We start from the raw sequence: 19,599 nt of genomic DNA, 5'->3' as shown, positions 1-19,599 counted from the left end.
ATAAAAACACCCGAAAATAGGGGCAACCGGCTCAGGAAGGAAATTTACGCCGAAACGGGTTCCCCGTTCCGCTACAATAGGTGACTGTCGCGAATACAGACGTGGTAGCTTGTAGCGGATCCGCGAAGCGGTTTCGGCTCACGTCGTGATCGTGCTGAGGCTACGCAAGCCGAAACGGGTTCCCCGTTCCGCTACACTGGGTGACTGTAGCGAATACGGACGTGTTTCTTTTGTAGCGGATCCGCGAAGCGGTTTCGGCTCACGTCGTGATCGCGCTGAGGCTACGCAGGCCGAAACGGGGTCCCCGTTCCGCTACAATAGGTGCTGTAGCGAATACGGACGTGTTTCTTTTGTAGCGGATCCGCGAAGCGGTTTCGGCAATACCACGTGCTCGCGCTGAGGCTACGCAGGTCGAAACGGGGTTCCCCGTTCCGCTACGCTGGGTTGCGGTCCCAAATACGGACGTCCTTCCTTGTAGCGGATCCGCGAAGCGGTTTCGGCTCACGGCGTGCTCGTGCTGAGGCTACGCAGGTCGAAACGGGTTCCCCGTTCCGCTACACTGGGTGACTGTAGCGAATACGGACGTGTTGCCTTGTAGCGGATCCGCGAAGCGGTTTCGGCAATACTACGTGCTCGTGCTGAGGCTACGCAGGCCGAAACGGGGTTCCCCGTTCCGCTACACTGATGAACCGCAACTGCCTCGCTCTAGAACACAATCTTCACCATGTCGGGAAGGTCGGTCTCCATCTCAGTGGGCAGCACCACGCGGAGGGCGGAATCGCGATATTCAAAATCCAATTTCGCGCCTGTCCGCAGTAAAGTCACCGACTTCGGGCGTGTGACGTCGGTGATGAAAATGACGCTTTCTACATCCGGTAGCGAGTAGTAGGTGTTGCCGCGTTTGGTCGTGTAGTTCTGAGTTTGATCCAACATGGGCAACGGGGCATCTTGATCGACGTCATACGTTGCCTCTTTGGAGTGCGCCATCCACCCTTCCATCTCGTTGCAGACCTCGTAGAACCAGTCCATCATCGAACCGTCCCCGCGTGGTGGCACATTGACAAGAAGGTTCCCGCCGAGTGCGCGGCAACGGATCAGCTCGGTCAGCAGTGTGTTGGCATCCCAGTGATTCGTTTCGCATTCGATGCCGTAGTGCCAGTTTGGCGTAAAACTATTCTCAGACTTCTGACAACTCTCCCACCACCATCCGGCTTCGTTGCTCACTTTGAGATTATGACTGGCGGCCTGATGCTCGCCTTCTGGGGTCGCAATATTACCGCGTGCGACAAACACGCCAGGCTGCATCTCAGCGAGCTCCGCTTCGTTCATGGCCACACTACCATCCCACCAAACCACATCGATCTGCCCGTAGTGGGTCATGAGCTCGCGCACTTGTCCGATGGACTCGGCCTTCTCTGCTGCGCTCGAAGTCGCCATGAGAGGCGTCAGCTTGGTATCTGGAGACACCTTCTCGTGCTTGTAGTTTACCTTATAGTCCTTGCCCGGTGGATTCTGAAACTCCCGATTCTTGTAATCGTAGTGCCAGTTCGGACCTGAGAAATAAAATCCAACGCGCATATTGTTTTTACGTGAGGCCTCGACATAGTCTTTCACTAAGTCACGACCGCCCATGTAGTCGCCGGTATCCCAAGTGCCGTAATCACTGGGCCACAGCGCATAACCATCGTGGTGCCGTGTCGTGAGCACCGAATAGCCAAAGCCTGCCTTGCTTGCAGCGGCGAACCATTGATCGGGATCGTATTTCGTCGGATTCCACGTCTCCGCCACGGCAAACATCTCCTCTGGTGTCTGCATGAAGCGGTTTGATTTTGCTTTACGCTCCGACCAGACCATAGCCCAAGCATCGCCGGTCTGTGGATTTTCACTGGTTAAGCCCCAGTGTAAAAAGAGCCCGAGGCCTGATTTACGAAACCAGTCCCACTCGGGATGATCCTTGGCAACGATCACACGCCTAGCGGTAAGTTTATGGTGCAAATTCTTTTTAGCCCACGCGCGCAGCTCCTCTGGACTACGTCCCGACCAGTTATCCTTACCTTCGCCTGCTTGGTGCTGGGCTTGGTTCAGTGCAAAAGGGTCTTCGCCGAGTTCGTCCTTCGCGCTCAGTTGCGAGGAAAAGGCCACTGCCCCGGCAAGGGCGAGAAAAGGGACAATAAAAGACTGCTTCAGGATATTTGTATACATGAGATATTTACCGAAGATAATAACTCATTCCTGAACAAATGGTATCCCAATTTCACGGGATAGAAGGAAATGAAACAGGCACAGTGGAGACCTGATCGCTGGATCGGGAGGCGTCAGAGAGTGACTAGGATTGAACGAATATCATTGTGATGGCGATGATTTCACTGCCGTGCTTCAAACAGTTTCCATTCCTTATTGGCCAGCGCCTTAGTGGTCTTTAAATTCAACGCCTTATTGGAAGGCGTATAGTCCAGATTCTCCCTGGGCATCTCGGCCTGCATCTCCGTCAACGCCCGATCCAGTTGCGCTGCCAGCCGTGCAACTTTTTCTGGATTGGTGACGGTCAGGTCGTATCGCTCATGGGGATCATTGTCTAAATCGTAGAGCAAGTAGGCACCGAACTCATCGTTGTAAAAACGAATCAATTTCCAGCCTCCTTCCGTAATCGAAGAAAACGGTCCTGTCGCGTGCGTATAATGCGGATAGTGCACAATGATCGGGCGTGGCTCCAAGGTAGCTTTCTCTGTCAAAACGGGCATCAGATCGACACCATCCACATGCTGCTCCGGACGCAACAGCAGCCCAGCGGCACTCAACAGGGTAGGATAAATATCCGTGCCAACAATACGCTGTCCCGAAATCCCGGGATCAACCTTACTCGGCCATTTGACGATAAACGGCACTTTAGTTCCGCCTTCAAAGGGAAAGGATTTACCGCCCATTAACGGATAGTTCGAGGTATTCTTGAGTGTCAATCCTCCGTTATCCGAAGTAAAAATCACCATCGTATTCTCATCAAGCTTGAGTGCTTTGAGTGCTTGTAGCACTCGGCCGACACTCTCGTCCACCGATTCAACCATAGATGCGTAGCCCGGACTGCCCTGGTCTGTTTTCCGCTTCTGCTGATAATGAGCCAACTTCTCTGGTTTCGGCTGAACCGGAGAATGAACCAAATAATGCGATAATACTGCCATCCATCGCTTATCATGATTTTTGGAAATGAAATCAATGCACTCATCTGTCAACACGTCGGCCACATAGGCATCTGGATCCACGCCCTCCAAGTGCGCGCCGTATTTCGAAAAGGTCTTCATCCAATGACCAGACTTGCTGGTCGGCACATAGGAGGTGCGATAGCCCTTCGCCACATCAAAGCCACGATCGTCTGGCTGATAATTCGCGCATTCCCCGATGTGCCATTTACCAAAGAAGCCAGTCGTATAGCCGCCTGCCGCGAGCGCTTGTGGCAGGATGAACTCCCCCGAGGGCAAGGCGTGACGGTGTAAGGCCTCAAGTGTCTGGTCGTTTTTGCCTTGGTATTTGCTGATTGCATACAAACGATCATCAGGGCCTTCATTTCGATTATACACCGCCGTCAATTTCGTGCGCGCAGGGAATTTCCCCGAATAGATTGCGCCTCGCGACGGCGTGCAAGTCGGCGCAGCGGAATAGGCGTTAGTGAAGCGCAAGCCCTCGCGAGCCAACCCGTCGATATGAGGTGTCTCGTAGTAAGCGCTGCCAGAAACACTGATATCCTTCCACCCCATATCATCAATGATGATTAATAGGATGTTAGGCTTTTCCGCAGCCGCTAAAAGGAACGGCACGCCTACCACTAGGGCGAGAGAGTAAAGCCAATACGACTTAAGATAGGATCTTTTCATACTAGTTATTTACTTTCGTTAAAAAAACGCCGGATTGAACAGTGTGCTGAGCTCGTGCCCTTAGCTGTAGAATTATTTCACAAACTCTACATGATCGAGTTTCACGACTACCGTGTTTGGCCATTTCTTGTCGTTGTAAATCCGCTGTGCACGCACGACGGAAATTTCAAGACCTTCCTCGACCTGCTTGAACCTCGATGTTGGAACAATCTTCGGCTGGTATTCTACCACTTTGTCGTTTTGGCCGAGCACCGAGATGCTGGTGCCACGCGTAGCTTTCAACTCTTTGAGCACGATCTTTTTGCGCTCGCCTAACTTCCATTGCTTTTTTCCAGTGAATTCAGTCAGGAAGACATATACTGATTTGCCATCTTTAGACTGCGTATACCACACACCATCCTCCCCTATGACTTTACCTGGACGGATATCATGAATCGCCTCGTCGTTAATAAACATCCACATGCCCAGTTCGCGGAAGGTGCGATCCTGCTCAAAGGGAATCGCGCCAGAAGGCTCGGGTCCCATATTAATCAAGAGGTTGCCTCCTTTTGCACGAGTCTCAATCAACATATTGATCAATTGAGTCCCGGATTTGTATCGCTCATTCGTCGGTTTGAACTGCCATTGGCTGCCTAGCGTAAAGCAAGATTCCCATGGCCCAGGTAAAGGCGTTTTAGGGAGATTCTGCTCCGGCGTAGTCATTTCTCCCCGAGTCACAATACACTTCGGATATTTTTGATGGATGTATTGAACCAAGTCGGCTTGGTCGCGACCGTCAAAGAATATCATATCAATCTCACCATAGTTCTCAAAGAGCTCGTCCAGCTGGCGTATGTTATATTCGACAAGCCCTTCCTTTTCTTTGCCGCTCGTTCCGACTCGGCGAATCGTTTCCCCGATCCCTCGCAGATAGAGGAAATCTTCCGGGGAGAAATACAAGCCCACTTTGAGGCCAGAGCGACGGCAGGCATCTACATAATCTTTGACGATATCTTTCCCATACGGGGTGTTCATGACATTGAACTCCGTCGTTTCGGTATCCCACATACAGAAGCCGTTGTGATGCTTGGTGGTGAAGACCATATATTTGGCACCAGCGATCTTGGCGATCTCCATCCACTCATCGGCATTATACTTTTGGGGGTTAAAGGTCTTTGGCAGTTCATGAATCATGCGATCCAGATATTTGTCCGACGCACCTACCATGGAGTGGCTAATAACAGAGCCAATTTGCGAATCGTGCGACCAGTGCACAAACATGCCTAGGCCCCAATCCATGAATTCCGATTCACGTGCAGGATCATTCAATAGTGGCCCGATGCGATCCGGCTTATTGGCTTCGGCTTGCGGCACCAAAGCTAGACTTGATAAGGCGACCAAGAGGCCAAGGAAGGATATTTTTCTAGTTATCATTTGTTGTAATTTCCCAAAAGCGTCAGAGAGTCCCTCTGCCTAAAATACGATATGCACCATCTCAGGTATTTCCGTGTGCAGCACAGAAGGCACCACGATGTGAAGCGCCGATTTGTGTAACTCGATGTCAATCGACTCACCTACTCTGAGTAGCGTCACGGATTCCGGGTGGGTAAAATCTGTGATGGAGATAATAACTCATCCCCTAAACAAATGGTATCCCAATTTCACGGGATAGAAGGAAATGAAACAGGCACGCCTGGATCAATTTCACGATGCGCTAACCATTGAATAGCACGCTTAAATACCGTCTGGAAGGCCACACAGCGAATACCTGCCGGCGGTTCTGTTTGCGTGTGCCAGTGATGGCCGTAGGTCGAATTAAACACGCGCCCTTCGCCGTATTGAATGACCCACTCAATCGGGAAATTGATGCCGGTCTTAAGCTCCTTGGCATAGCTGATCACAGTCAGGTTCTCGGCCGGACCACGAGCGTAGCGGTAGATCTCCAAATCAGCGGCGAGCCATTGCTGCGGTAGCCCTTGATGAATGGGGTGATCATTCATACGTGTGACAACGGTATCCTTTCGTTTCCCGTGCCCAGTATTGCCGCCTTCGCCAGCGGGAATCAGGACTGACACGCCATCGATGATTTGTATCGCGGGGCCGAAGTCCTTCTTGCGCCAGCCGAGACCGATCATACGATTATATTCGTGCCACTCGGGAAAGGCATTGTTGGCGGAGTGAAAGATATACAAACCACCACCGCCAGATACGAATTGCTCTAAGGCAATTTGCGCGGGACGTGGCCATGAACCATCAACGTTGATATCCGTCGTATTTTGAATCACCACATCATATCGACTAAAATCTGGCAACCAAGCACCCCACTCCGCCGCATCTTCGGCTGGCACCGTGGAGACTTCATAGCTAAACAGAGCATCGTCGCTGAGCATCGCCTTGATATCCTCCGTCGTGGCCTCCCAATCGTGATTACTAAAACCATCGACGATCAATACCTTAATCGTCGGCTCCGAGGTGTTGCCGATTGCAGTATGTAGCAACAGAGGGAGGAGGCAGAGAATAATCAGAATGGGAGGTAATTTCACTGTGATGACAATGATTTCACGCGAAGCACTTTCAACTCAATTCACTTTACAGGTGTGTTAATCCGCTCCCAAAGAATAGCGCTGCCCAGTTGCTATAGTTTCAACCAATTGCTGCTTCCCATCCGGCGTTTGAACCACGAATGGATTCCCTAACAGCGAGATGACTTCCAAATCGACTAACTGACCGTCTTTCCATTCAAGAGAGACCTCGAAACCGCCGCGAGCGCGCAAGCCATGAATCGAACCATCCGGCCACGCCGATGGCAGCGCGGGTAGAATGTCGAGAATGTGGTTCCCGTTGTCATCACGACGATGCGACTGCAGTAAGGCCTCCGACACGCCCGCAGTCAGACCGAAGTTACCGTCGATCTGAAACGGCGGATGAGCGTCGAACAAATTGTTATAGAATCCAGGCTGCTTCTTCACACTAGAGTTTTGAAAGAAGCCGGTAAGGATTGTGTTTAAGCGCTCTCCATCACGCAGTCGTGCCCAGAAATTCACCTTCCATGCACGCGACCACCCGGTCGCCTCATCGCCGCGCATTTCCAGCGTCGTCTTGCAGGCTTCGAACAGCTCTGGAGTGTCAGGCGTGATCTCGGATCCAGGATGCAGCGCCCACAGATGCGACACGTGTCGATGGTTCGTCTTTGGCGAGGCACGGTAGAGCCATTCATTCAACTGCCCCTCCGGGCCAATCGAATTGGGCGCGATCCGGCTTGCAGCATCTTGTAACTCTGCAGCAAATTCGGCGTCGCATTCGAGAATATCCGCAGCTTCGGCCGTAGTCGTAAACAAGTGACGGATGATTTGGTGATCCATGGTCGGTGCCATGACTAAGCCACCCAGCTCAGGCGAATTGCTGGGACCACTGATCAACCAACCTTTGCCAAACTGGGGATCCTCAATCATGTAATCGAGGAAGAATTCCGATGCACCCTGCATTAAGGGGTAGGCCTTCTGCTGTAAAAATTCTTTGTCACCACTAAAGAGATAGCGTTCCCATAGATGCGTCGCCAACCAGGCACCACCCGTCGGCCAGATCCCGTGGTTTGCGTGGTTAATCGGAGCTGCGCCGCGCCAGCCGTCTGTGTTGTGATGCACCACCCAACCTCTGGCGCCGTAGAAATCATTCGCGACTTCCGCACCTGTGACCGACAAGTCATCGATCATATCAAACAGCGGCTCATGGCATTCGGAGAGGTTTGTCAGCTCCGCGGGCCAATAATTCATCTCTGTATTGATATTGATGGTGTATTTCGAGTCCCACGCCGGCGACAGTTGATCATTCCATAGTCCCTGTAGATTTGCCGCCTGACTACCAGGGCGCGATGAGGCAATTAACAGGTAGCGTCCATATTGATAGAGCAAGGCGACAAAGTCTGAGTCAGGATTAGCCTTATATTGATTGAGTCGCTCGTTGCTTGTCAGCTTGGCGGAGTCCCCGCCCCCGAGGTCGATGGCCACACGACGAAAGAGCTCACGGTGGTCTGATTGATGATCCGCCAGAATATTGCCATACGACTTGTCGTCGATTTCTTGGAGTGTCGCCGCACAGAGGACTGAAGGATCGGCGTTAATTGATTTAAAATCCTCATAGCTCGTAGCTGCCGCTAAATAGAGCACTACGGCATCCGCCGACTTCACTTCGATGCTGTTATCCGTCACCACAGCGCTGCCACCTTCAGGCACTACCTGCAACTGAGCGGCAAAACGAACCTGCCCCTCCAAGGTATACTTTCTTCGCTTTGGGGTAATGTCATCCACCGCGCCTGAGAGTTGCAAAGTTCGAGCATCGAGCTTCTCAACTCGTGTCGCTTGCTTGTGCAGCGTGGACAGCTTCGCGGTGAAGTTAATCTGCCCCGGCTGGTCTGCTTCGATGCGCACGGCGATCACGTCATCGGGATAACTGGCAATCACCGTCCGCTTATAGCTCACTCCGTCGATGGTAAACTCAGTCGCGACGAGTGCGCCATCGAGGTCGAGCGTGCGTTGATACTCGACCGCGTCTCCCAAGCCTGGGAACTCCAGCACGAGATCCCCAAACGGCTGATAAGGCGCCTGTCCTAGCGGATCGGACATAAATGTCTGCATCGCCAGCTTCTCTGCTTCCTTCTGTTTGCCCTCAAAGAGCAACGCTCGAATCTGCGGGAGCGACTCAGAGGCAGCCTTACGCGAATACGAATGTGGCCCACCGGCCCACAGCGTATCATGGTTAAACTGCAAGCGCTCCGTCTCAACGCCACCATAGACCATCGCGCCCATCGAGCCGTTACCCACAGGCAAGGCATCCGTCCATTCCACTGCTGGCGCATCATAACGCAGCTGCAAATGGCTCCAATCGGACTCGGCCCACACTGTCGTGCAACAGACCGAGAATAGAGCGAGCATCAAGCTCATTTTTTTAGGCATATTCATCATTCAATTTTCTACAGATATTGGGGGGCAACTGGGATCAACTATTTCATTTCCGGCGCGTAGGACTTGACATTTATAATCCGAGGCGAGCCGACTCACTAAACTCTCATAGGCAACACGAACATCACTAAGCGAGTCAGCCCCTGCGTGTCAATCCGCCTCGCCCATTATATACATAATTCGTCAAATATATTCAGATTCAACATGCGACCTAGAAAGTATTCGATCAGTAGTCATTTGCGACTACTAACCCCTTTCACACTTATATAAAAAGCTACAATAGCCCTACCGACCCCAATGCATCCTGGCATGGGCAACCTACAAACCACTTCAATTAATTGACACAACTCGTCAGCTATTTGACTTTCCTTCACAAATATCAAGTTTTCATAGGTATGGGGTTTGTGTGCACTCTACTTAACTTCAAACACTACGGTCCCGCTTGCTTCGATATCCAGCACCAAGCGATCATCAATACGTTCAAATTCGACGGGCAGCCCCTCACGATACACTCCTGTGCAGGCTTCAACCGCTGGAAGCTCCAGACGCACACGCATCGTCCCTGGTAGGCTCAGCGATAGCGTGAATGTCTCCGAACTCACCCAATCGATCAGCACAGACCCACGCGGAGTGGGAACTTTGCCCCGAGCGGAGGAAAGCCCCGCGGTATGCGGACGAATACGAACGACCTCCCAACCGGGCTCCAATGGCTGTGCACCAAGGATGTAGCGAGGGAACAGATTCGCAGGCGCCGCCCCCCAGGCATGGTTCCAATCTTGATTCGGCTTATACTTTTGATCCCACGCTTCCCATGTAATGGTCGTGCCGCTTTCCACCATATGCCGCCAGCTACGGTCATTATTTGCAGTGATCATTTCAATGGCCTGCTGCCCTGCTCCATTCTCGAAAAGACCTTCGAGCAGATACTGTGCAGCATAAACGGAGCAACGCATCCCGCGACTCGACAGCCAATGCGCGATGGCCGCGCATTTCCCCTCAGGAACGATGCCAAATGCCAATGGAAACAGATTCGCATGCACAGAGCTATGCGCCGTATCGATCCCATCCATATAAAGCCCCGTTTTAGTATCGAAAAAAGTGGCCTGAAAGCGCTCATCACTCACGCGAAAATCGGACTCATACTCGTCTGCCTCGTTGGCTTTGCCAAGCGCGCGCGCCATCTCACCCATCAGCGCGATCGCGCGCAGATGAAAGGCATTCACCACTGTATTACGCGAGGTAAAGACATACCCATCACGCTCGCGCTTCGGCCAATCGACTATGTCGATTCTGGCAATCTGCTTCGCATCACTGCCGACTAAACCATCGGCCTGGCGGCGATCGGATAAGGTCTTAGATTTCAACGCATCGTAACGGCCAGCCATCCACTGCGTATCCCCCGTCTGCATCCAATCTGCATACACCATAAACACCATGTGAGGCGCCCATTCGCTCGGCCACGTATCATAGATCAAGAGATGGTCGATCGTATCGCGAGCCATCTGTATATCATTGTCCGTATAGTAATGACTCAACTGATTCAGATACGCATCCGCTTCATAAGGAATTCGCTCACGGTCTCCATCCACATATACTCCAGCAAAGGTAGTCGCCTTGATGGAATAGCGACACAGCTCCCAGATTTGGTTGAGCAGTTCGTCGGACGATTCAAAGGATGCGGCCTCATTGTCCCACGTGGATGCAAATACGGATTGCCGCATCACCTGTTCTGGTAACAGTTCCCCAGGCCAGCCCTCGATCTCAACCCAACGAAAGGGGGTAATCACTCCCCAGTGTGGCGGCGTTAGAATGGCGGGTGGATTGCTCGGATGATTCGTCTGTGTATTGCGTCGATTCTGTGGCGGAGCCACGACCACCGATGAGTTTCCAATCAACGTCGCGGTCGCGTGACTATAACGCACCGTGCCTGGCGGCTTACGATTGACTCGCCCTTCCGACAAATCTTCACCAAAGTGAAACGTAACACTCGTCTCCGAATTGACAGATGGCAATACGCGAAGGTTCCCGAACGCGACACGACCAAAATCAACCAGATAAGCGCCCGACTTCAGTTGCTCAATATGGACTGGCTCTTGATCGAACAGACGAGTCGGCGCAGCACTGCCTTGCAGCAGCCAGCCGAAGTATCCGATCAAAAAAATGACGATGCGCCTTTTCATCTCTTAATATCCAACGAGTTCATGTTATGATATGCCTTGAGGCAGTTCATCACTGAATGATTCATGTCCCTCCGGGTCAGTTCGACGAAGTCACCGTGCCATAAAGCGTCATGTCATTAAAGTCCATTGATAGGCCTCCATTGGCAGTTAACGGATAATAGCGAAAGGTGATCGACTCAATTCCTTGATAGAGAGGAGCGTTCAGATTGACTGTCACATTAGATGGAGCCGCTCGCGTGCCGATCTCATTGACGACCGAAGCAATCGGTTGATCGCCATATCTAAAAGGTGCTCCATTCACCGATGCATACAAAACATAGCCGCGCGACTGGCTCGCACCTCCACGAGCCGATAGAAACGTCAAGGCGGAGCAATTCATCTTCGATCCAGCGAGCGCTTCAATTTTCACCTCAAAATAGCCTCGTTCTAATTCCTTCGCACTGTCGATGGTGACGCCATTATTGGAAGCCAGGCTAAACCCGGCCCACTCTGAATTGGCATACGTGCTCAATGTGTCTCCAGCAGCTTTCAAAGTTTCCACATCCGTCAGACCAGTCACCTGTGGATCACAAACTTGTGAGACCAAGGCTGCATTGAGTGTCTTTTTATTCGGCTGACCGCCATCCAAGGTGCTCACCTGATACACAATACCACCCGGCACGACGACCTCAGCAGCTGAAGCAACGGGCACATCCAATTGAGCACGAAGCGCTTCCACTTTAAGATCCGCATTGTTCTTCATGAACCTGCTGTAGTCCTTGGTATACAAGGTCGCAACTGACGGGAACCGTTGGGGCAGTTTATTATAGATTAACCATGCAGCATCATAGACGGCGATCCAATCAGCCATGGCCTGCTGATCCCCGTTCGCTTCGGCATCGGACAAATAAATGATACTCCGATAAATTTCATAGAGGCGCAGTCCATACTCAGCCGATCCAATCGCATACTCCCGCGTGGCATCGTCTGCCCATTCAATCGATTGAGCCAACTCAAGGATCTCCTTCCAGATAGCAATCGCCTCGTCTTTTTGCTGTAGGATGCGTTGCTGTGTTGCGGGGTTTTTGGCAGCACGCGGCCAGCTGATCCCTTGGTCGCGCGTCCAAATCCCGCGAAATCCTCCTCGCTCGGCATACCGCCCCAACACCACCGCATCGGTAGAAAGCAGGCACAGCTGACGGAACTTCGCGAGATCATCCCCTTTCAAGTTCAAGCGCTCTGTGGCATAGCGATTAAAAACAGATGCCTCACTTTGCGATGGATCCTTTGCCCACTGCGCCATCACCCACGCATTGAGATCGCACCATAGCTCGTCTTTCAAATACGGGCCGGCCCAACCGCCACCACGCGACCACGTCCACACGCCGCCGAACAGTTCCGGCTTGGTTTGGTAAAATTCCTGTAGGCTGTTGATGGCAGCTGATGGCATCTTGGCGTGTTCTGCAAACCCATCGATCACCCCGTGGGCGATGTAGTTCGGATACGCGCCCTTGCCCTCGTATTCACGGGCACACTGCACCTCGATAATTTGACGGTGACGCCCCATGCCGATGCAACGGCTATAGGGGTTTTGGCGAAAGAAATCGCCTTCACAGTGCTTAATACTGATCACCAGATTCGGGTGTGGCTCAATCGCATCACTCACAGCCTGATAGCGCGCTGCGTTGTCATCAAACGCGCGCCATGTCCGAAAGATCAATGTCTTATTACGCTTTACACAGATCTCTTCACGCAGGATTTGCATCAAAGGAATAATGGTGGCCTCTGCATTCGTTTTGTCATTGATATGCCCCTGATGATACGGCGCATCCTGTAGGTAAGTCTCACCAATTCGCACGACCAGACCATCCATCGATGGGAACTGATCAAACATTTCATTGATCTGTGCGCGGATCAGTTTTTCCGTCTGAGGATGCTTAGGATCTCCATAAGTTTTTTGCATGCCGTATTTCTGAATTAGCCGCTTCGGAAACAGCACGAGGTCCGACATGGCAAACACCGAGAGCCCCTCCGCCTTCGCGGCGGCCTGCATACCTAGAATCTCAGCCGCTTTGGCATCCACCCACTCGCGCTCGGGCGAGCCTTGAGGTAGAATGTCGGCATCGACGGATTCCCAGTTGATCGCAAGCATCGGGGACTCGAACAGGAAATACACTTTCCCATTGTAGCCAATCTCTTTGAGCACAGCGGGATCATTGAAGGCACTATCATACGGCGTATCGCCCGGATTGTGGTGCACCATGTCCAGAATAAGACGCTCTTGCGCGCCACTCAGGGAGGTTCCGATGAATAGGCAGACGAGCATGGCTAGCACCTGCACCGGATTGTGATAAATTGCTTTTTGAGTCATGTTTACTGTATATTTGAAAGACGTCTCTGAGCTTGAATTGACGTTGAAATGAAGAGCCGTCCGTCACGATGCCCCCGTTCATAAAAAGGGAGAATAGACTTACAGTGGCCCAGCATTACAACGTCTAGAACACTCGCGATCGATGCAGCAGCAGCGAGTAATAGTATCATTTATTAAATATTTATGTGCTTTTATTATTTGTATTGAATCCAAACAAAAAGGCCACAGTAGTGAAAAGTTTCGATCATGGAACAACGCTCGCATACTACCTAATAGTAGTAATACGAGGTATCCCAATATGTTGGGATAAATCGAAAATACTGTAATTCCCCGAAGAATACGATCCCTACAGGCTACAAAAAAGCCCTCAGGAATCACCGAGGGCCTTTTGAAAATGTATTGAACTAGGATCGAACAACTACTACCGACGACGACGCATCATCACCGCGCCCAATCCGAAGCAACCCACGATCAGTGCATAGGCGCCTAGCTCGGGGACTGCGGTTGTTCCATTGAGAGTTACGCTATCCAGAATAACTGCAGGGACTGCGACCATACTATTAATAGTTAAGCGTAGCGCCCTTCCCTGGCTTGTTGTTCTCAGACTCCCACCATTCGTTCGGGCCTTCGGTTTTGACATCCTCCCAAGTCTTCAAAATTAGCTTTTTCATCTCGTCCAATTTCTCAGGCATGGTAGCGGCCAAATCGTTTTTCTCCTGCCAGTCCTCCTGCACGTTAAAGAGCATGAACTCAGTCATGGTATCGTTCGCTACAATTTTCCAATCGCCGTAGCGCAGTGCCACACGATCTTGCGCCGACGATACGTGTGTGCGCCAAAACATGGGGACGTCACGCGTCGTTTTCGTTCCGGCAAACACAGGCAGCATACTGACGCCGTCAATCGTGCGATCCTGAGGCGCTTGAATATCTACAATGTCCAAGACCGTCGAAAAGATGTCGGTGCCGATGACGGGCGTGTCATTCACCGTGCCCGGCTCAATATGCCCCGGCCAGCAGGCTAAGAACGGCACACGAATGCCGCCCTCGAAATCGTTACGCTTATTACCACGCAAGCCGCCTGAATAGCCACCAGAGCCCACGACCGGCCCGTTGTCGGATGTGAAAATCAGCAGCGTGTTCTCCATCAATCCCTCTGCTTCGAGCGTGTCCATGATTTTACCTAACGCATAATCGAGCTGTGTAATGTTTCCATAGTAGGTCGCATCGCGTTTGGATTCGTTCGGGTAGAGCGACGAAAACTGAATGTCCGTCGCGATCGGCTTGTGCGGTTCGTGGAACCAGACAGACAGCACGAAAGGCTTTTTAGGATCACGAACCTCTTTCAGCCAATGAATGGTCTCATCCGCAACCAATGGTGCGGAGTAACCCTCCAACTCACCTACGGCTTCGCCGTTACGGATGAAGTTCTTTGGATTCTTGTGGCTCGGATCCGCGTTGTTGTGCGTGGCAAACCAGTAATCGTATCCGCCTTGCTCGCCTACTTGAGGGAATTCAGGGTTGTCGAATTGTTGCCGAGACAAGAGATGCCATTTGCCGATGTGACAGGTTTGATAGCCCACCTCTCGGAGTAGTTCGGGATACGTAATTTCACTCACACGTAGGTGCGCTTTATGAATTCCAGACAAGTGACGCCATACCCCGTTCCGATAAGGTGTGCGACCAGTCAAGATCGCTGAGCGTGAAGGCGAGCAGACACCCGCCGCAGAATACCCCTGCGTGAACTTAACCCCCTCAGCAGCCATCCGGTCCAGATTAGGCGACTGGATGACTTTATGCCCGTAGGTGCCAGAATCGCCCCACCCCATGTCATCGGCCATGACTACCACGATGTTAGGCTGTTCAGGTTCAGCATGTGCAACCAGTGCCAGAGAAGCAGCAGTCAAAATGCTGCCGAGTTTTATTAAGTTCTTAATCATGATGTTTGAGTTAATTGAATCGGTGTTTTCCGTAAAATTAAAGGTTGTAAAAAAGCGCTATGGACGGATGCGTCCCATTTGCGAGACATTCAGAGGCTCGATTCCTAGAAGTCGTGCAGGACTGCCAGGCTGAAAGCTAAAATCGCCCGCAGCGGGATCGACGAACAGTGGATCAGCGAACACACTGTGCGTCTCTTTGCCCACTGCCTGCATTCTTAGTAAATGTGCCTCCACCCACTTCGTATCTGTTGGGTGAAAATAGAGATTCGAATCCATCTCAGTGTCTTCGACCTTGGGGTCACCATCCTCCGTTCTTGCGATTGGAGACTCTCCATAGACTTTCCCGCCTTCGGCATGAGACATCACAATATTATGCCGCACTTCTGATCCGGTGACGCGCACCCACTCAAAGCTGATATAGCCTCGTTTAGGCGCAGTTAATGGAGCCACGATGAAATTATTAATAATGTCGTTCACACCTTTAGACGCAATCGCAGCAGAGAAGCCGTAGTTGTGATAGATTACATTCCCGAAAATGAGCGTCTCATGTTGGTCATCATCACAACGAATGGCAGCCGGCAGTGAATGCTCTAAATTGTCGTGAATATAATTATAGCGCACGATGTTTCCTGTGCCAGCGCCGGAGACATAGATCGCGTTGCCATCGGAGAGCAATTGCACGGAGTGTGTGATTGCATTGTATTCTAACAGATTGTGCCGTGCATGATTATACTGCTCACGGACTTTCCAATCTTCATAAGTCTCAGCAACACTCGATTTGACAGACTCTGGGATTTCATCCTGACGAATCGTCTGCCCGCCCTGCCCTGTTAAAGGTCGATCTGGCTCAACCCGATTGGTAATCATGACTGCAGTATAACCGCTGTGATGGATATCATTATGAGCGATATGGTTATGACCGCTTTGCCACGCCCAGATTCCAGGTGAGTGCCAGGTGATCTGACTGAAGTGGTGAATGTGATTGTTAAAAATCTCATTATGGTGGTTCACGTCCTTGGTCCCAGGTCCATAGCCCGCGAGTAGAATTCCAGCTTCACCCAGATTCGCGAATTCGCAGCCCTCAATCCGATTACGCTGCGCATGCAGATCAAGTCGTAGCCCCGTGCCACCAGAATCAATAAACCGGCATTGAGTGACGCGGCATGCTTCGGCACCACGAAAGCGTAGCATTGCAGTTGGCCGGTCAAACATCTCCCAATCGTGCTGCAATCCCCAACCAAGACGGGAATCATCCGTCGTCCATGCCCAACGGTCGGCATGTGTGAATGTCAGCCCAGTGAAGGCGATGCCGACTACGGGTGTGTCCTGCGCCCCGTCATAGTCGATGACTCCCTCGACACGTATCAATTCACTGGTCGACGGAGCCAGAATACCACGCGGCGAGCCATCGGCAGCGGGATCCGAGGGCCACAAATAAACTTTCCGCGTGCTGGTATTCACCACCCATTCCCCGGGCTCATCCAATGCTTCGAGCACATTCTCAATCCAAACAGTCGATCCCGTCGGGTTGTGCACCCAGGCGGGCAGTTCACCCATTTCATAGGTGGCGGATACAGCCGTCTTCGCCACGCCTGTTGCTTCGTCCACCGTAGCGAGTGGGAGCATATTGATCACCCAGGGGCGATACGGTCTGACCTGGATCTCTACATCCTGTAAGTTATCCCAATTTTTGAGCGAACCAGAGGGAAAGTGCAGTGTTCGCTTATCGCCAGTTTTGGTGGGTGCAAAACCGCTGTCGCGCGCACGACTCAAACGCCCCTGATCATCATATAGCGTATAAAATCGCTCGAGTCCCTCGGGCATATCGGCCACCCACACATTGCCAGCGGCATTCGCGGGAAGGCCATCCGGTGCCGTCTCTAATCGCGTCCATCCCGCAACCGGCACACCCGCACTCAGCACAGGCGTCTCGCCGGGATACGCCGCAATCGTCAAATAGGCAGGCTCGGTCATTGCACCCGCACCGTATTGTTCATGGGCAACGACTTCCGACGTCGACGGACGGCCATCCTTCATTCCTAAAACCAAGGTTTGCTTCAATGGGTGACGCCCTTCGCGCAGGTAGATCGTCGCTGGCTCGACATTCCCAGCTTGGCGCAACGCTCTCAATGCGTCGACCGCATCGGGTAGCGATGCATAGGGATTTGCAAGGCTACCATCGGCCTGCGGGCCAGCGTCTACAGATACATAGAGTGCCGTCGCAGCGGTTGCGTGCACCGCAAAGAGCGTCATCGCCATCGATATGGGGAAGCTCACATGTTTGAATAAATTGCTAAGAGTCATACTATCAATCGCGTTCGCTGGATCCCTCCACAGGCACCAACTCCAAGCCCTTGAACTCAAATCCACTGCTCATACTGATCACCTTCGTGGGATAGACCATGATCTGCTGGATACCCCCCTGGTCGATACGGATGGTGTCCGGATGCTGTTTCTTCGTTAGAGTGCCGACGTCGCCCTTAGCATTGAGCTGCTGTTGATCGCTTTCAGTCATCAATTCATACACAAACTTATTGTCGCTTGAGTCTTCACTGAAGATCGTGAACTCGCCTGGCTCGGTCACGTTGACCGTCCAAATCAAGCCTTGTTTGGGATTTTCTCCCCAGCGATGAGTGACCTCATGCTCATAGTCGTAACTGATACGACGTATCGCGAATTCGCACTGAGATACCGGCAGCGAAATTGCTCCATTCGGTGCCTGTTGAATGGTTTCGTCCACCACGCGAGCCACTTCATCCTCCATCTCTAGGACGACCACGGTAATGCGTGGCTGGCGGTGCTCCTCGGGAATACTGACACTCAGGTGAGCGCCTTTCTGCTGCACTTCCAACGATTGCTGTGTGGAGTCCGCGAGACAATAAGCATTCGTGACTTTAGAAAGAATACCATCCAGTATCACCTGTGTTTGATCCAACTCCTTGAGGTGCAGATATAACTTCCCAGGTTTGCTGGTGATCGCAAACGGCGGGAATATAAGCGGACTCGGATCCGCTCCATAAATCGCCTCTCCATTGACTTCCAACCACTCTCCAATCGCTCGCAGGCTATTCACCTGAGATTCCGGGATCGTGCCATCCGGGCGCGGGGCAACGTTGAGCAGGTAGACGCCACCATAGCATACAATTCTGCTAAGACTGTAGACGAAATCGGTATAGTCCTCGGAACGATCAGTCTCGCCGCCATAGGTGGTGTAGCCCCAACCGCGCTCAGTCACGGATTCGTGCGTTTGCCATGGCACCTTCAAATCCGGCAACCATGTCGCAGTGCTGACACTTGGAGTGGTTCCATTGTCGAGCGATACATCGAAATGACCATAGCCCTGCCCCAACCTCGAGTTCACTAATGCGCCGGGTTGATTCTTGCGAACGATGTCCATCATCTGCTGACATTTGGCATCATCCATCTGCATGGGCGTATCGAACCAAACCATGAAAATGTCGCCGTAGTTCTTCGTGAGCTCTTCAACCTGAGCCACCGCTTTCTCCTCAAAATATGCGTCAAACTGAGCCTGCGGCTTGAATATATCCTCAAAATCCCAGCTATTACCAAAGGCACCGGACTCATGCCAATCCTGGCTTTGCGAGTAGTAGAACCCAAGGTTCATGTCCCGCTCGGCACACTCAACCGACAGCTCCTTGAGCAGGTCGCGGTCAAACCCTGCAAAGTCCACGATGTTGTATGGGTTCGCGGAATCATACATCGCAAATCCATCGTGATGCTTCGCTGTGACGACGATGAACTTCATGCCTGCCTGCTCAGCAATATCGACCCACTCCCCTGCATCGAATTGATCGGGCTTAAACAGACCTGACGCCTGCTCCTCGTAATCTTTGATTGGAATCTCGCCGCGACGCATAATCCACTCGGCCGAGACTTCTTCACCGTCCCAAACACCGCCTAATTGAGCATACGGGCCGAAGTGGACAAACAAGCCGAACTTATCTTGATACAGCTGCTCCATATTCACCCGCACCTCAGGCGTATAGGCGGAGACATCGGTCTTTCCGAAATCAACTTTGCCGCCAGTCTTGGTGACATAATCAATCGTTGAAGGTTTACCGGCCGCGTGTCCCGTTGCAAGCGAGGCACAGCCCAACAGTATTAAAAATGTTCGTTGAATTCTCATAATATTGATTGGTCTAACAAGCACGCTAGAGACCCTGCGGGTGAGATTGGAGAGGCATACTGCCGCTTATCAGGAATAGTGATTCTTAATGGTCCAGAAATGTGCGCAGGGGTCGTGCTGGCCTCCTGACCATGAGCTTGTCGAATGGCGCGAACCGCGAAGGCAGCAAACGTTGCAAAACT

Annotated in this window: 11 protein-coding genes; all 11 read right to left on the bottom strand. The window is 52.0% G+C overall.

What is annotated here, in order from left to right; genetic code table 11:
- Positions 1 to 705: 705 nt before the first annotated feature.
- The 11 genes from GZZ87_RS17835 to GZZ87_RS17790 all read right to left on the bottom strand — a co-directional run bounded on the left by GZZ87_RS17835 (position 706) and on the right by GZZ87_RS17790 (position 19,417).
- On the bottom strand, positions 706 to 2,202 hold the full coding sequence (locus GZZ87_RS17835; protein WP_162024818.1) for an alpha-L-fucosidase: 1,497 nt from the start codon (positions 2,200 to 2,202) through the stop codon (positions 706 to 708).
- 161 nt (positions 2,203 to 2,363) lie between these two features.
- A complete protein-coding gene (locus GZZ87_RS17830; RefSeq protein WP_162024819.1) occupies positions 2,364 to 3,866 on the bottom strand; it encodes a sulfatase in 1,503 nt (500 codons plus the stop codon).
- Positions 3,867 to 3,938: 72 nt separating this feature from the next.
- Positions 3,939 to 5,279, bottom strand: coding sequence for an alpha-L-fucosidase (locus GZZ87_RS17825; RefSeq protein ID WP_162024820.1), 1,341 nt, complete (start codon positions 5,277 to 5,279; stop codon positions 3,939 to 3,941).
- Positions 5,280 to 5,506: 227 nt separating this feature from the next.
- A complete protein-coding gene (locus GZZ87_RS17820; protein ID WP_162024821.1) occupies positions 5,507 to 6,388 on the bottom strand; it encodes a ThuA domain-containing protein in 882 nt (293 codons plus the stop codon).
- Between the two features lie 57 nt (positions 6,389 to 6,445).
- Positions 6,446 to 8,797 carry a glycoside hydrolase family 95 protein gene (locus tag GZZ87_RS17815; RefSeq protein WP_244648065.1) on the bottom strand — a complete coding sequence of 784 codons (2,352 nt, stop codon included), beginning with the start codon at positions 8,795 to 8,797 and terminating at the stop codon, positions 6,446 to 6,448.
- A 419-nt stretch (positions 8,798 to 9,216) separates the two neighbouring features.
- Positions 9,217 to 10,983: a family 78 glycoside hydrolase catalytic domain gene (locus GZZ87_RS17810; RefSeq protein WP_162024822.1), complete on the bottom strand. Its 1,767-nt coding sequence runs from the start codon at positions 10,981 to 10,983 to the stop codon at positions 9,217 to 9,219.
- 76 nt (positions 10,984 to 11,059) lie between these two features.
- On the bottom strand, positions 11,060 to 13,333 hold the full coding sequence (locus GZZ87_RS17805) for a hypothetical protein (RefSeq protein WP_162024823.1): 2,274 nt from the start codon (positions 13,331 to 13,333) through the stop codon (positions 11,060 to 11,062).
- 421 nt (positions 13,334 to 13,754) lie between these two features.
- Entirely contained in the window at positions 13,755 to 13,889 is a 135-nt protein-coding gene (locus tag GZZ87_RS19930; RefSeq protein WP_280178248.1) for a hypothetical protein, read from the bottom strand.
- Positions 13,890 to 13,893: 4 nt separating this feature from the next.
- The gene (locus tag GZZ87_RS17800; RefSeq protein WP_162024824.1) at positions 13,894 to 15,270 is read right to left on the bottom strand and encodes a sulfatase-like hydrolase/transferase; all 1,377 of its coding nucleotides are present in this window, start codon (positions 15,268 to 15,270) and stop codon (positions 13,894 to 13,896) included.
- A 57-nt stretch (positions 15,271 to 15,327) separates the two neighbouring features.
- Complete coding sequence (locus tag GZZ87_RS17795) at positions 15,328 to 17,547, bottom strand: right-handed parallel beta-helix repeat-containing protein (RefSeq protein ID WP_244653533.1); 2,220 nt, start codon at positions 17,545 to 17,547, stop codon at positions 15,328 to 15,330.
- Positions 17,548 to 17,578: 31 nt separating this feature from the next.
- Complete coding sequence (locus GZZ87_RS17790) at positions 17,579 to 19,417, bottom strand: alpha-L-fucosidase (RefSeq protein WP_162024825.1); 1,839 nt, start codon at positions 19,415 to 19,417, stop codon at positions 17,579 to 17,581.
- Between the last annotated feature and the right edge of the window lie 182 nt (positions 19,418 to 19,599).

Source organism: Lentimonas sp. CC4 (assembly GCF_902728235.1).
In the GTDB taxonomy this organism is placed as follows: domain Bacteria; phylum Verrucomicrobiota; class Verrucomicrobiia; order Opitutales; family Coraliomargaritaceae; genus Lentimonas.
Note: the sequence above shows the minus strand (reverse complement) of the source record. Positions and strands in the feature narration are given on the sequence as shown.

Excerpts from the sequence above, each read along its gene's own strand:
- GZZ87_RS17835 (WP_162024818.1), bottom strand. The coding sequence starts at position 2,202 with ATGTATACAAATATCCTGAAGCAGTCTTTTATTGTCCCTTTTCTCGCC.
- GZZ87_RS17830 (WP_162024819.1), bottom strand. The coding sequence starts at position 3,866 with ATGAAAAGATCCTATCTTAAGTCGTATTGGCTTTACTCTCTCGCCCTA.
- GZZ87_RS17825 (WP_162024820.1), bottom strand. The coding sequence starts at position 5,279 with ATGATAACTAGAAAAATATCCTTCCTTGGCCTCTTGGTCGCCTTATCA.
- GZZ87_RS17815 (WP_244648065.1), bottom strand. The coding sequence starts at position 8,797 with ATGCCTAAAAAAATGAGCTTGATGCTCGCTCTATTCTCGGTCTGTTGC.
- GZZ87_RS17810 (WP_162024822.1), bottom strand. The coding sequence starts at position 10,983 with ATGAAAAGGCGCATCGTCATTTTTTTGATCGGATACTTCGGCTGGCTG.
- GZZ87_RS17805 (WP_162024823.1), bottom strand. The coding sequence starts at position 13,333 with ATGACTCAAAAAGCAATTTATCACAATCCGGTGCAGGTGCTAGCCATG.
- GZZ87_RS19930 (WP_280178248.1), bottom strand. The coding sequence starts at position 13,889 with ATGGTCGCAGTCCCTGCAGTTATTCTGGATAGCGTAACTCTCAATGGA.
- GZZ87_RS17800 (WP_162024824.1), bottom strand. The coding sequence starts at position 15,270 with ATGATTAAGAACTTAATAAAACTCGGCAGCATTTTGACTGCTGCTTCT.
- GZZ87_RS17790 (WP_162024825.1), bottom strand. The coding sequence starts at position 19,417 with ATGAGAATTCAACGAACATTTTTAATACTGTTGGGCTGTGCCTCGCTT.